Source organism: Streptomyces chumphonensis (assembly GCF_014779715.1).
GTDB classification, from domain to species: Bacteria; Actinomycetota; Actinomycetes; order Streptomycetales; family Streptomycetaceae; genus Streptomyces; species Streptomyces chumphonensis.
The window spans coordinates 701,723-714,352 of the sequence record NZ_JACXYU010000001.1; the positions used below are offsets into that span (position 1 = coordinate 701,723).

Annotated in this window: 13 protein-coding genes; 6 read left to right on the plus strand and 7 right to left on the minus strand. The window is 75.6% G+C overall.

Annotated features, from left to right (window positions below; genetic code table 11):
- Positions 1 to 5: 5 nt before the first annotated feature.
- The 3 genes from IF129_RS02860 to IF129_RS02870 are packed head-to-tail and all read right to left on the minus strand — an operon-like array spanning position 6 to position 2,757.
- Positions 6 to 1,151, minus strand: a complete 1,146-nt coding sequence (locus tag IF129_RS02860) for a bifunctional RNase H/acid phosphatase (protein WP_191207787.1) — start codon at positions 1,149 to 1,151, stop codon at positions 6 to 8.
- Between the two features lie 8 nt (positions 1,152 to 1,159).
- Positions 1,160 to 1,903: a zinc ribbon domain-containing protein gene (locus IF129_RS02865; protein ID WP_191208243.1), complete on the minus strand. Its 744-nt coding sequence runs from the start codon at positions 1,901 to 1,903 to the stop codon at positions 1,160 to 1,162.
- Positions 1,900 to 2,757, minus strand: coding sequence for a Nif3-like dinuclear metal center hexameric protein (locus IF129_RS02870; protein WP_191207788.1), 858 nt, complete (start codon positions 2,755 to 2,757; stop codon positions 1,900 to 1,902). The genes IF129_RS02865 and IF129_RS02870 overlap by 4 nt, the downstream gene beginning before the upstream one ends.
- Before the next feature lie 241 nt (positions 2,758 to 2,998).
- On the opposite strand from IF129_RS02870, the gene IF129_RS02875 reads away from it, so the two are divergent.
- Together IF129_RS02875 and IF129_RS02880 are read left to right on the plus strand one after the other, a co-directional pair.
- Positions 2,999 to 4,345, plus strand: a complete 1,347-nt coding sequence (locus tag IF129_RS02875; protein WP_224754214.1) for a hypothetical protein — start codon at positions 2,999 to 3,001, stop codon at positions 4,343 to 4,345.
- 131 nt (positions 4,346 to 4,476) lie between these two features.
- Positions 4,477 to 4,635, plus strand: a complete 159-nt coding sequence (locus IF129_RS02880) for a hypothetical protein (protein WP_191207789.1) — start codon at positions 4,477 to 4,479, stop codon at positions 4,633 to 4,635.
- Between the two features lie 30 nt (positions 4,636 to 4,665).
- Here the strand turns inward: IF129_RS02880 and IF129_RS02885 are convergent, their stop codons facing one another.
- Positions 4,666 to 5,523: a MaoC/PaaZ C-terminal domain-containing protein gene (locus IF129_RS02885; protein WP_191207790.1), complete on the minus strand. Its 858-nt coding sequence runs from the start codon at positions 5,521 to 5,523 to the stop codon at positions 4,666 to 4,668.
- Between the two features lie 157 nt (positions 5,524 to 5,680).
- Between IF129_RS02885 and IF129_RS02890 the strand changes: the two genes are divergently transcribed.
- The 3 genes from IF129_RS02890 to IF129_RS02900 all read left to right on the plus strand — a co-directional run bounded on the left by IF129_RS02890 (position 5,681) and on the right by IF129_RS02900 (position 8,343).
- A complete protein-coding gene (locus IF129_RS02890) occupies positions 5,681 to 6,322 on the plus strand; it encodes a class I SAM-dependent methyltransferase (protein WP_381480242.1) in 642 nt (213 codons plus the stop codon).
- A 1-nt stretch (position 6,323) separates the two neighbouring features.
- Positions 6,324 to 7,253: an N-acetylmuramoyl-L-alanine amidase gene (locus tag IF129_RS02895; protein WP_191207792.1), complete on the plus strand. Its 930-nt coding sequence runs from the start codon at positions 6,324 to 6,326 to the stop codon at positions 7,251 to 7,253.
- Between the two features lie 196 nt (positions 7,254 to 7,449).
- Positions 7,450 to 8,343: a DUF5336 domain-containing protein gene (locus IF129_RS02900; RefSeq protein WP_191207793.1), complete on the plus strand. Its 894-nt coding sequence runs from the start codon at positions 7,450 to 7,452 to the stop codon at positions 8,341 to 8,343.
- 96 nt (positions 8,344 to 8,439) lie between these two features.
- On the opposite strand, the gene IF129_RS02905 is transcribed toward IF129_RS02900, so the two are convergent.
- The 3 genes from IF129_RS02905 to IF129_RS02915 are packed head-to-tail and all read right to left on the minus strand — an operon-like array spanning position 8,440 to position 11,661.
- Entirely contained in the window at positions 8,440 to 9,507 is a 1,068-nt protein-coding gene (locus tag IF129_RS02905) for a prenyltransferase/squalene oxidase repeat-containing protein (protein ID WP_191207794.1), read from the minus strand.
- A complete protein-coding gene (locus tag IF129_RS02910) occupies positions 9,504 to 10,253 on the minus strand; it encodes a class I SAM-dependent methyltransferase (RefSeq protein ID WP_191207795.1) in 750 nt (249 codons plus the stop codon). Before IF129_RS02910 ends, IF129_RS02905 begins: the two co-directional genes overlap by 4 nt.
- 58 nt (positions 10,254 to 10,311) lie before the next feature.
- Positions 10,312 to 11,661 (minus strand): glycosyltransferase family 4 protein, encoded by a 1,350-nt coding sequence (locus tag IF129_RS02915; RefSeq protein WP_191207796.1) that lies wholly within the window; start codon positions 11,659 to 11,661, stop codon positions 10,312 to 10,314.
- Between the two features lie 253 nt (positions 11,662 to 11,914).
- Between IF129_RS02915 and IF129_RS02920 the strand changes: the two genes are divergently transcribed.
- On the plus strand, positions 11,915 to 12,595 hold the full coding sequence (locus tag IF129_RS02920) for a TetR family transcriptional regulator (RefSeq protein WP_191207797.1): 681 nt from the start codon (positions 11,915 to 11,917) through the stop codon (positions 12,593 to 12,595).
- Positions 12,596 to 12,630: the final 35 nt, after the last annotated feature.

Consider the following 12,630-nt stretch of genomic DNA (forward strand, 5'->3'; position numbering starts at 1 on the left):
GCCGGTCAGCGCAGGTGGGAGGTGTCGTTGAGCAGGCGCACCGAGGCGTTGCCGTCCGCGTAGTAGGCGACGGCCGAGACGGACGCCGCCGACAGCTCCATGCGGAACAGCGCCTCCGGCGGCGCGCCGAGCGCCAGCCGCACCAGCTGCTTGACCGGCGTGACGTGGGTGACCAGCAGTACGGTGCGCCCCGCGTGGCGGGCCAGCAGCTTGTCCCGGGACAGCGCGACGCGGCGGGCCACCTCGGCGAACGACTCGCCGCCGCCCGTCGGCCCGACGGTGTCGGAGGCCAGCCACGCGTCGAGGTCGTCCGGGTGGCGCTCCTTGACCTCGGCGAAGGTGAGGCCCTCCCAGGCGCCGAAGTCCGTCTCGCGCAGGCCCTCGTCGACGCGGACCTCCAGGCCGAGCCGGTCGGCGACGGCGGCGGCCGTCTCCCGGCAGCGCCGCAGCGGGGAGCTGACGACCGCCTGGACGGTGCCGCGCGCGGCGAGCGCGGCGGCGGCGGCCTCGGCCTGACGGCGGCCCGCGCCGGACAGCTCCGGGTCCGCTCCCCCGCTGCCGGAGAAGCGCTTCTGCGGGGTCAGGGCCGTCTCACCGTGCCGCAGCAGGACGAACGTCGTGGGCGCGCCCAGGTCCGCCGACCAGCCCGGGGGCGGCGCGGCGGGGGCCGTCGGACCGGTGTCCTCCACCGAGGGGGCGGCGGCCGGTTCGGGGACGCCGGAGGGCCGCCACCGCTCGCCGCGCTTCCCGGCGTCCATGGCCTCGTTGGCCAGCCGGTCGGCGTGGCCGTTGCGGGCGCGCGGGATCCACTCGTAGCGCACCGCCTCGGGTGGGAAGATCTCCTTGGCCTCGGCGGCGAGCGGCCGCATGCCGGGGTGCTTGATCTTCCAGCGTCCGGACATCTGCTCCACGACGAGCTTGGAGTCCATCCGGACCTGCACCGTGGCCTGCGGGTCGAGGTCGCGGGCCGCGTACAGCCCGGCGATCAGACCCCGGTACTCGGCGACGTTGTTGGTGGCGTGGCCGATGAACTCGGCCGCCTCGGCGAGGACTTCGCCCGTCACCGCGTCCTTGACCACCGCGCCGTAGCCCGCGGGGCCCGGGTTGCCCCGGGAACCGCCGTCCGCCTCGACGAGGAAACGCCGTGCCATCGTCCGCGTCACAGCCCCGACTCGGGGGTGCGGACCAGGATGCGCCGGCAGTTCTCGCACCGCACGACGGTCTCGGGGGCGGCCTCGCGCACCTCGTTCAGCTCGGTGATGTTCAGCTCCAGCCGGCAGCCCTCGCAGCGGCGCTGGAACAGCTTGGCCGCGCCCACGCCGCCCTGCTGCCCGCGCAGCTTCTCGTAGAGCTTCAGCAGGTCGGCGGGGATCGCGGCGGCGACGACCTCGCGCTCCTTGCGCACGGTCTCGATCTCGGCGTCGATCTCCCCGCTCGCGGCGGCGCGCCGGGCCCCGGCGTCCTCGGCCTTCTCCTGGACGGCGGTGACGCGCCCGGTCAGTTCGGTGACGCGGGCCGCGGCGGCCTCGTTGCGCTCCATCACCTCCAGGACGACGTCCTCCAGCGTGCTCTGCCGCCGCGCCAGGGACGCGATCTCGCTCTGCAGGCTCTCCAGGTCCTTGGGGTTGGTGACCATGCCGGAGTCCAGCCGCTCCTGGTCGCGGGTGGCGCGCTTGCGCACCTGGTCGACGTCCTGCTCGGCCTTGGTCTGCTCGCGCGCGGTGTCGCTCTCCTCGGTCTGGGCGGCGACCAGCAGGTCGCGCAGCTGCGTCAGCTCCTCCTCGCGGGTGCGCACCTCCTCGTGCTCGGGGAGGGTCTCGCGGCGGTGGGCGAGCTGCGAGAGCCGGATGTCCAGGGCCTGGACGTCGAGAAGGCGGATCTGGTCGGCGGGCTCGGCGTTCAGTTGGGGGCTCCTGAGTGGTCGGGATGGGGTCCGGACGTCGCGTGGGCGGTCCAGGGGTCGGTGACGGCACGGGAGACGTGCGTGCGCAGGTCCCAGCCGTACCGGTCGCTGATCGCGTCGAGCTGGGCGGCGGCCTGCGCGCACCAGGGCCACTCGGTGGCCCAGTGGGCGGCGTCGAGTAGGGCGAGCGGCGCGTGCTCGCGCGCCTCGGAGGCGGGGTGGTGCCGCAGGTCGGCGGTGAGGTACGCGTCGACACCGGCCGCCCGGACGGCGTCGAAGAGGCCGTCGCCGGAGCCGCCGCAGACCGCGACGGTGCGCAGGACGGCGTCCGGGTCGCCGGCGGCGCGGACGCCCTGGGCGGTGGCCGGCAGCCGCTCGGCGGCGTACTGGGCGAAGGCGGCCAGGGACATCGGCTCGGGCAGCTCGCCCAGCCGCCCGATGCCCCGGCGGCCCGCCGGGTCGTCCGGGTCGGGCGCGAGCGGCCCGGTGACACGCAGGCCGAGGGCGCCGGCGAGGGCGTCGGAGACGCCCGGGTCGGCGCGGTCGGCGTTGGTGTGCGCGACGTGCAGGGCGACGTCGTGCTTGATCAGCGTGTGGACGACGCGGCCCTTGAAGGTGTGGGCGCCGACGGTGGTGGTACCGCGCAGGTAGAGCGGGTGGTGGGTCAGCAACAGGTCGGCCCCGAGGGCGACGGCCTCCTCGGCCACCTCCCGTACCGGGTCGACGGCCACGAGGACCCGGGACACCTCGGCCTCCGGGTCACCGCAGACCGTGCCGACCGCGTCCCAGGACTCCGCCCCGGCGGGGGGCCAGAGGGCGTCGAGCGCGGCGATGACTTCGGACAGTGCGGGCACGGGGCCAGGCTACCGCCCGTCCGCGCACCGGCGGTGGGGCGGCGTCGGCCGGGAGCCGGAAGCGCGGGACGGACGGCGGGGGCGGGGCGGACGACGACGGGGACGGGCGTCCGCGCAGCACACTTCGGCGCGCGCGGTGGGGGGAATTCCGGCACCGCCACCTGATCGAATGAAGTCGGGTAACTCTTCCCCTTCGGACCTTCGTTCTCTCCCTAGCGTCGGTACCGGAGGTGATCGCCACATGACAGTCTGTGCGGTCCGACCAGGAACGGTCCAGTCCGAGCGACCCGGGGAAGGCACCGACGCGACGGCCGACGGGAGGACCGCGGCCCCCTGCCCGGACGGGCCCGCTCCCGCGCCCGCCGAGGCACCCGCCGACGAGAGCCCGGCGGACAGACCCTCGCCCGTCCTCCCCCCGCCGCCCTACCGGCCGCTGGCCTGCGTGCTCTCCGCCGACGGCGGCTACGCGGCCCGCCTGGCCTCGCCGGGCGGCACCGACCGGTGGTGCCCGGAGCGGTGGACGCTGGACGGGCCGGAGCCGTACGCCGTCCCGCTCCCCGGCAGCCAGCCCGAGGACCCGCACAGCCAGGTGCTCCCGCTCGCCGACGGCCGGGTGCTCATCCTGCGGCGCGTGGACGGACGGTACCGGCCCTCCCTGCTGTACCCCTCCGGAGCGGGCACCGGCGAGGTGCCGCTCGGGACGGTGGACGCGGCCCAGCTGGCCCTGCTGCCTCCGGCTCCGGACGGGCGCGGCGGCTTCGCGCTGGCGGCCGGGGCGGGCACGACCGTGCTGTGGCGGCTCGTGGGGGGCGACGGCCCCGAGCGGGTGGCCGTCGTGCCGGGCCTGTGCACGGACGGCGTGTGGCTCGACCGGGACGGCCGGATGCTGGCGCTGAACCGGCGCGGGGACGACGGCGTGGTCAAGGCCGTCGTGGTCGACCTCGGTCGGGGCGGCGCCGTCTCCCCCCTCCTGGAGATCGCGGAGGGCAGCAACGACCGGGTCCTGCTGGCCGACCCCGACAGCGGGCTGCTGCTGGTGCGCTCGGACGCGCCGGGCGCCGACCGCGTGGGCTGGGGCGTGCTCGGCAGCCACCGCCCCGTCCGCTTCCCGGAGGCCCTGCACCCGCCGGGCGCCACGGTCACGCCCTTCGCCGCCCAGCCGGGCCAGGCACTGCTGCCGGAGCGGTGCGCGGTGGCCCTGCGGGTGGACGGCGTCCCCCGCGCCGACCGCCCCTGCGACCCGGCGCTGCCCTGGCTGGCGCTGTGGCGGCCGGGGTGGCGGGCGGTGAGCTACGTCCCCGCGCCGCACGGCTGGCTGCGGGCCGGGCGGTTCACCGCCGAGGGCGCGCTGCTGCTGCCCTACGCGACGCCGGAGGTCCGCTGCGCGGTGGCCCGGCTGCGTCCCTCCGGGCCACCGGCCGCCCCGCGCCGGGCCGCGCACGCCGCGCCCCGGGCCGCCGGGCCCGGAGACGGAGGAGCGGCGCCGTCGGGCCGGCGGGCCCCCGGGGCGGACACCACGCCGGGGCCGGGCCCGGCGCGCCGTCCGGTCCCGCTGGCCCAGGCGCCGCTGGCCGCGGCGGGACGGTGAGCGTCGCGCCGCCAACGGCCGGTCCGCGCCCCCGCCCGCGACCCGCCCGCGACCCCGGTGTGACGCCGCGTCGGAGCGGCGGAGATCATCGGGGCCGCACACCGGTGAACCAACCACACGGAGCCTTCGGTATGTCCGAGCAGCACAGCACCACCCACGGCGAGCGGAACGGAGACGGGGCCCAGGGCCGGCACCGGGGGCCGGCGGCGTCCGGTGAGGACCGGGCGGGACCGCCGCACGGCCGCCACCGCCGCCCCGGCGGTGAGCCGGACGGCGGCCCGGCCGACTGACGCCGGTGCGGTGCGGGTCGCGCGGCGGCGTCAGGTGTGTTCGACGACGGTGTCGGTCAGGACCGGGGCGTCGTCCCGCCCGGTCGTCGTGACGGACACCTGGATGCGTCCGGCGTCCAGCCGCCAGGCCCGCACCCGCAGGGTGTCGCCGGGGAGGACGACCCCGGCGAAGCGGGTGCCGTAGGCGGTCACCCGGGAGACGTCGCCGCCGAGCGCGGTGTCGACGACGGCCTTGAGCGTCATGCCGTAGGTGCACAGCCCGTGCAGGATCGGCCGGTCGAATCCGGCCAGGCGCGCGAAGTCCGGGTCCGCGTGCAGCGGATTCAGGTCACCGCTGAGCCGGTAGAGGAGCGCCTGGTCCTCCCGTACGGGCCGCTCCAGCGTCAGGTCGGGCGCGCGGTCCGGCACCGGGAGGCGCTCGGTGGCCCCGCGCTCCCCGCCGAAGCCGCCCTCCCCCCGCACGAACAGCCGGGTGTCGCACGTCCACAGCGGCCCCGCCTCGTCCTCGACCTCCATCCGCAGGACGACGAGGGCGGCCTTGCCCTTGTCGTGGACCGCCGCGACGCGGGAGCGCTGGGTCGCGGCGCCGCGCACGGGGACCGGCCGGTGCAGCTCGATGCGCTGACCGCCGTGGAGGATGCCGGTCAGGTCGACGTCGATGCCCGGTGCGTCGATGCCGTCGACGAACGCCATGCCGCCGCCCGCCACGGTCACGAAGCTCGGCAGGACGTGCAGCCGGTCCTCCAGCGTGTAGCGCAGTTCGGCCGGGTCGGTGGCGGGGAGGCCGGCCCCCAGGCCGAGGTGGTACAGCTGCACGTCCCGGTGGTCCCAGGCGAGCTGCTTGACCGCGGGCGGGGCCGCGAGGACGGTGGCGACGTCGATGGGCATCTGCCGTGTCTCCCGGGGCGGTCGGGACAGAGAACGTGTTCCAGTTTCTGCTGATTCCTTGTATAACGCATCGGCCCGCCCCGGGGAACACCTCCGGTGCCCGCGCGGGGTGGGGCCCCGCACCGCCGGGCCGCGACGATGCGGCAGCATGGGCGCCATGACGACACCGAAGCCGGAGATCATCGCCGCGTTCGAGGCGGCCCAGGGCTTCATGCCCCGCGACGAGGGGCTGGCCCTGTACGCGGCGGCGGCGCGGGCGGCCCGGCTCGGACACCCGCTGCTGGAGGTCGGCACCTACTGCGGGCGCTCCACGATCCTGCTCGCGGACGCCGCCCGCGAGGCGGGCGTCACCGCCGTCACCGTCGACCACCACCGGGGCAGCGAGGAGCAGCAGCCCGGCTGGGAGTACCACGACCCCGGCCTGGTCGACCCGGAGGTCGGCCTCATGGACACCCTTCCCTCCTTCCGCCGGACGCTGCACGCGGCCGGGCTGGAGGACCACGTCCTCGCCCTCGTCGGCCGCTCCCCGCAGGCCGCCGCGCTCTGGGGGACGCCCCTCGGACTCGTCTTCGTCGACGGCGGGCACACCGACGAGCACGCGCACGCGGACTACGCGGGCTGGGTGCCGCACCTGGCGGACGGCGGACTGCTGGTCGTCCACGACGTCTTCCCGGACCCGGCCGACGGCGGCCAGGCCCCCTACCGCGTGTACCGGCGGGCCCTGGACTCCGGGGCGTTCACGGAGGAGCCGGGGACGGGCTCGCTGCGCGTGCTGCGCCGCACCGCGCCCGGGAGCTGAGGTGTCCCGGCCGCGCAGGGCGTTCCTCGCCGTCGCCGTCCTCCTGCCGTGCGCGCTGGTCGCGTTGGCCGTACCGCACCTGACGCGCCCGGACTCCGGGCGGCCGGCGCCACGGCCGGAAGCCGCCGAGCCGACGGCGGCGCCCGGCGCCACGGAATCCCCGCGCTCGGCACCGTCCCCGCAGTCCCCGGACGGGGACGCCCGGCCGCTGGCGGGCACCGTCGTCGTCCTGGACCCGGGTCACCACCCCGCCAACCGCGAGCACCCGGAGGCCATCTCCCGGCAGGTGGACGTGGGCACCCACCGCAAGGAGTGCGACACCACCGGCACGGCCACCGAGTCCGGGCGCGCCGAGGCGGAGTTCACCCTGGACCTCGCCCGCAGGGTGCGGGAGCGGCTGGAGGAGCGCGGCGCGCGGGTCGTCCTCACCCAGGACGGCGACCGGGGCGACGGCCGGGGCGGGGGGCCGGAGCGGGCGCGCCCCTACGGTCCGTGCGTCGACGAGCGGGCCCGCATCGGCAACGAGGAGGGGGCCGACGCCGTCGTCTCGCTGCACGCGGACGGGGCGGGTCCGACACATCGCGGCTTCCACGTCATCCTTCCGGCGGCCGTGCACGAGGGCGAGGCCGACACGCGTGCGATCACCGGGCCGTCGCGCGCGCTCGGGACGCGTCTGGTCGAGCACTTCGCCCGCGCCACCGGCACCTCCCCCGCGACCTATCTCGGCCCGCGGACCGCCGAGTCCGGGCTGGACGTGCGCGACGACCTCGGCGGGCTCAACCTCTCCACCGTCCCGAAGGTCTTCCTGGAGTGCGGCAACCTGCGCAACGCGCGGGACGCCGCCCTGCTGACCGACGCCGCGTGGCGCGACCGCGCGGCACGCGGGATCACCGAGGGCCTGGCGGAGTTCCTCACCGAGGACCGCGCCTGAGCCGCGACCGTATCGGCGGCGGGGGGACAGAGCCGGACAAGCCGTCGGGCCGCCCCGCGTCGGTGAGCGCAGCGCCCCGTGCGCCGGGACGGGAATCGTGGGGGTCGTCCCCAACCTGATCAGAGTGTCCGTACGATGGGTCACCGCCCCCGTGATGACCGGACCATGACGACGAGAGATCGACGAAGGATCTGACGTGAACAACCGCTCGCTCCAGCGAGGCGATGCAGTGGTGATCGGAGCAGCGGTCCTGCTGTTCATCGCCTCATTCCTCGACTTCTACACCATCGGCTCCGGCTTCGGGGACGAGGACAGCCGCAACGGATGGTCGAACTTCTGGTGGCCGGTCATGCCGACCGTCTTCCTCGGCGGCCTCATCGCCACCGTCCTGATCGTGGTCTCCCGCTTCGTGCCCGCGGAACTGCGGATCGTCGGCATGAAGCTGGACCAGTGGGGCATCGCGCTCACCGTGTTCGCCGTGTGGTCGGGCTTCTGGACGCTGCTCGCCAACCCCCTCGGCGCGAAGGAGGCCCTGGACGTCGGCGCGGGCCAGGTCATGGCGTTCATCGCGGTGATCCTGATGGCCGCCGGTGCCATCGCCACGCCGCTGCTGCCGCCGCTGCGCGCCGGTCTGATCCCGGCGGGCGGCTTCAAGCAGTCCCAGCCCTACGGCGGTCAGCCGCAGCCCGGGTACGGCTACCCCGGCGCCCCGCAGCAGGGCCAGCCGCAGCCCGGGTACGGGTACCCGGGCGGTCCGCAGCCGGGCGTCCAGGACCCGTCCTACGGCGGTCAGCCGCAGCCCGGCGCCCAGCCCGGCGTCGGTCAGCCGCAGCCCGGTCAGCAGCCGCAGGCGCCGCAGCAGGCCCAGGCGCCGCAGGCCGCGGCGGACCCGAACTTCCAGCCGTTCTGGTTCGCCGTGCCCGTCGCCCGCCCGCTGACCGGTGAGGACGGCTCGCCGACGCCGATCGCCGAACTGACCCCGGGCACCTGGTACCTGGCGGTCGAGCAGCGCGGTCAGGCGCTCATCGCGCAGACCCAGGACGGCCGTCGCGGCCTCCTCGCCGACACCTCCGGCATCCAGCGCGGCTGACGCGCCCCGCCGGGCGCCGGGCCCGCGCACCGACGGTGGCCCCGCCTCCTTCCGAACCACTCGGAGGGGACGGGGCCACCGTCGTGCGTACGGCGTTCAGCAGCAGGGCGGGGTGAAGTCCGGGGTGGTCGCGGGCACGCCGAAGACGTCCGTGGTCGCCGGGTCGCCGCCGAGCGCGGCGACCGCGAGGAGCAGCGCCCCGGCCGTCCACGCCGTCTGCTCGCGCGGCCAGACCGCGTCGTCCTCGAAGACGTAGCCCGTCCAGTACATCCCGTTCGCGGCCCGCAGGTGGTTGATGGAGCGGAGGATCTCCACGGCCCGGTCCGACTCCCCCGTCACCCACAGGGCGAGCGCGAGCTCGGCGCTCTCCCCGCCGGTCACCCAGGGGTTGGGCGTCACGCAGCGCACGCCGAGGCCGGGGACGACGAAGCGGTCCCAGTCGGCCTCGATGCGCTCCTTGGCGGCCGGACCGGTGACCGCGCCGGTGAGGACGGGGTAGTACCAGTCCATGGAGTAGCGGGACTTGTCGGCGAAGCGCTCGGGGTGCCGGGCGACGGCGTGGCCGAGCCGGCCGAAGGCCAGCTCCCAGTCCGGCTGCGGCTCCTCCCGGTGCTCGGCGACGGCCAGGGCGCAGCGCAGGGCCTGGTAGATGGAGGAGCACCCGGTCAGCAGCGCCTCGGTGCGGACGGTGCCGTCCGGCTCGCGCTTCCAGGCGACGGTGCCGTCCGGCTGCTGGAGGCCGAGGACGAAGCCCGTCGCGGCGGCCACGACGGGCCACATGCGGTCGAGGAACGTGTCGTCGCCGGTGGCCAGGTAGTGGTGCCAGACGCCGACGGCGACGTAGGCGCAGAAGTTGGACTCCCGGCCGAGGTCGGTGGGCGCCTTCGCGTCCCCGTCGGCGTAGGCGGCGTACCAGGAGCCGTCGGGCAGCTGGTGGCGGGCGAGCCAGGCGTAGGCCGCCTCGGCACGGGCGTGTTCGCCCGCCGTGTCGAGGGCCATCGCGGCCTCGACGTGGTCCCACGGGTCCAGGTGGTGGCCCCGGAACCAGGGGATCGCGCCGTCGGGGCGCTGCTGGGCGGCGATCCCCGCGACGGTGGCGGCGGCCTGCTCGGCGGTGAGGACGCCGGGCAGGGTGAGCAGTTCGGTGCGCTCCGGGCTGCTCACGCGGCGGTCCCGGCGGTGCTCGGCAGGTGCGGCTTGGTGGCGTAGGCGACGAAGCTCTTGCCGATGAGGGGGTCCAGGGCGCGCTCGGCGAGGCGGGTGGCCAGCGGCTTCTTCATGATGTCCCACACGAGCATCCTGTGGTAGGCGCGCACGGGCAGTGCGGCGTCCTCGCCGTCCCGGTGCACGCCGAAGGCGCACTTGAGCCACCAGTACGGGGCGTGGAGGGCGTGCGCGTGGTGGCTGCCGTAGGGGCGCAGCCCGGCCTCGCGCATCCGGGCCAGGAGTTCGGTCGCGCGGTAGATGCGGATGTGGCCGCCCTCGACCTCGTGGTAGGCGTCGGAGAGCGCCCAGCAGACCTTCTCCGGGCCGTAGCGGGGCACGGTGACGGCGATGCGTCCTCCGGGGCGCAGGACGCGGACCATCTCGGCGAGGACCCCCTTGTCGTCGGGGATGTGCTCCATGACCTCGGAGATGATGACGACGTCGAAGCTGTCGTCGGGGAAGGGCAGGGCGAGCGCGTCCCCCTCCATCGCGGTGGCGGTGGCCGTCGCCGGGGCCTCGCCGGCCTCCCGCATGGCGGCGAACCAGGTGGCCACCTCGCGGATCTCTTCGGCGTTGCGGTCCAGCGCGACGACGTGGGCACCGCGCCGGTAGCACTCGAAGGCGTGGCGTCCGGCGCCGCAGCCCAGGTCGAGGACGCGGTCGCCGGGGGCGAGCGGGAACCGGGAGAAGTCGACGGTCAGCACAGCGGGTTCTGCTTTCGTGAGGGTCGGGGCGGGCGGAGGCGGCCGGTGCCGGGAGCGGTCAGCCGGTGCGACGGCCGGTGGTGCTGTGGGCGATGGCGTCCCGGTAGTGCTCGGCGGTGCCGATGGCCGCCTGCCGCCAGGTGAAGCGGCTCAGCACCCGGGCCCGGCCGGCCCGGCCGAGCCGGGCGCGCAGCGGGGCGTCGGACAGCAGCCGGGTGAGGGCGGCGGCGAGCGCGCCGGGGTCCTGGGGCGGCACCGCGAGGCTCGTCTCCCCGTCCGGTCCGGCGACTTCGGGGATGGCGCCGCCGGTGGTGGCCACCAGGGGCGTGCCGGTGGCCATGGCCTCGGCGGCGGGGAGTGAGAAACCCTCGTAGAGGGAGGGGACGCAGGCGATCTGGGCACCGCGGACGAGGTCGACGAGTTCCTCGTCGCTGATGCCCTTGACGAACTCGACGGGGACGCGGCCGGTGTGGTCGGGCTCGTTCAGACCGAAGCGTTCGACGGCCCTGGCCACCGGGCCGCGTTCGGCCCGTCGGCCCACGACGACGACGTGGGCCTCGGGGTGTTCGGTGCGCACCTTGGCGAGGGCCTCCACCAGGTGGACGAGGCCCTTGAGGGGGACGTCGGCGCTGGAGGTGGTGACGATGCGGCCGGGCACCTCGGGGACGGCGGGGTCGGGGGCGAACCGCTCGGTGTCCGCTCCGATGTGGACGACGTGCACCCGGCCCGCGTCCACGCCGAGGTGGTCGACGATCTCCTGCCGGGAGGTGCCGGAGACGGTCAGGACGGACGGCAGCCGGCGCGCCACGCGGCGCTGCATGCGGGTGAAGCCGTACCAGCGGCGGACGGACAGGCGGCGCCGGAGGGTGGTGGCGGCGGCCAGGTCGAGCTGCCGGTCGACGGTGATGGGGTGGTGCACGGTCGTGACCAGCGGGGCACCGAGCACGCCGGGGCCGCCGAGCAGTCCGTAGCCGAGGGTCTGGTTGTCGTGGACGACGTCGAAGTCGCCGCGCCGGGCGGCCAGGTGGCGGCGGGCGCGCAGGGAGAACGTCAGCGGCTCGGGGAAGCCGCCCGTCCACATGGTGGCCACCTCCAGGGCGTCGACCCAGTCGCGGTACTCGCCCCGGCCGGGGGTGCGGAAGGGGTCGGGCTGGCGGTACAGGTCGAGGCTGGGCAGCTCGGTGAGGGGGACGCCCTCGTCGAGGACGGGGTAGGGCTGCGCGCCGATCACCTCGACCCGGTGACCGAGGCGGGCGAGCTCACGCGAGAGGTGGCGGACGTAGACGCCCTGGCCGCCGCAGAACGGGTTTCCCTTGTAACTGAGGAGGGCGATGCGCAGGGGGCGGTCGCCGTCACCGGTGCCCTGACGGGATCGGGCCGCCGCGTCCCGTATGGCCTCTGCGGTCACTCGCGGTCCCTTCTCGCCGGACTTTCGCGGGAGCGTAACGGCTCGCGCTAAGGTAGAACAAGTTTCAGATGCCTGCCCTCGGGGCCTCTGCCCTCCCTGAATCTACCGGCCGGTCACCCAGCCGTTCCGTCCGGAGCCGGTGATTCCCACCACGGCGCGCACCCTGACAGGATGCACGGGCCACCGGCGTCCCGCCCGCCGCGCCGCCGCCACCCGGACGACCCCGCACTGTGAGACCGACACACCGCACACCATGACGCCACCGACACCGCGACCTCATCCGAGAACGCCCCCGGGGACGGCCCCACGCGCGGCTGCGTACCCGCGCGCCGGCCTCGCTCCGCCGGACGGGCCCCCGCTGACCGAGCGGCAGGAGGAGCGCCGCCGCCGCATCCTGCGCGCGACGACGCAGCTCGCCCGCCGGGGCGGTTTCGACGCGGTGCAGATGCGCGAGGTCGCCGAGTCGGCTCAGGTGGCCCTGGGGACGCTGTACCGGTACTTCCCCTCCAAGGTGCACCTTCTGGTGGCCACCATGCAGGACCAGTTGGAGCAGCTCCTCGCGACGCTGCACAGGCGGCCGCCGACCCAGAGCGACCCGGCGGAGCGGGTGGCCGAAACCCTGATGCGGGCGTTTCGCGCCATGCAGCGGGAACCGCACCTCGCGGACGCCATGGTGCGCGCCCTGACCTTCGCCGACCGTTCGGCGAGTTCCGAGGTGGACACCGTGCTGCGGCTCACCACGGCGATCGTCCTGGACGCGATGGGGCTGACGGAGGAGCCGACACCGCGCCAGCTCTCCGCCGTACGGGTGATCGAACACACCTGGCTGCTGAGCCTCATCACCTGGCTGGCCGGGCGTGCCTCCCTCGACCAGGTGCGCACGGACATCACCACGGTGTCCCGGCTGGTGGAGCAGCCCCCCTCCGCCGTGTGAGAGAAGCGTGAGGGGTATGGGGGAGGCGTGCGGAC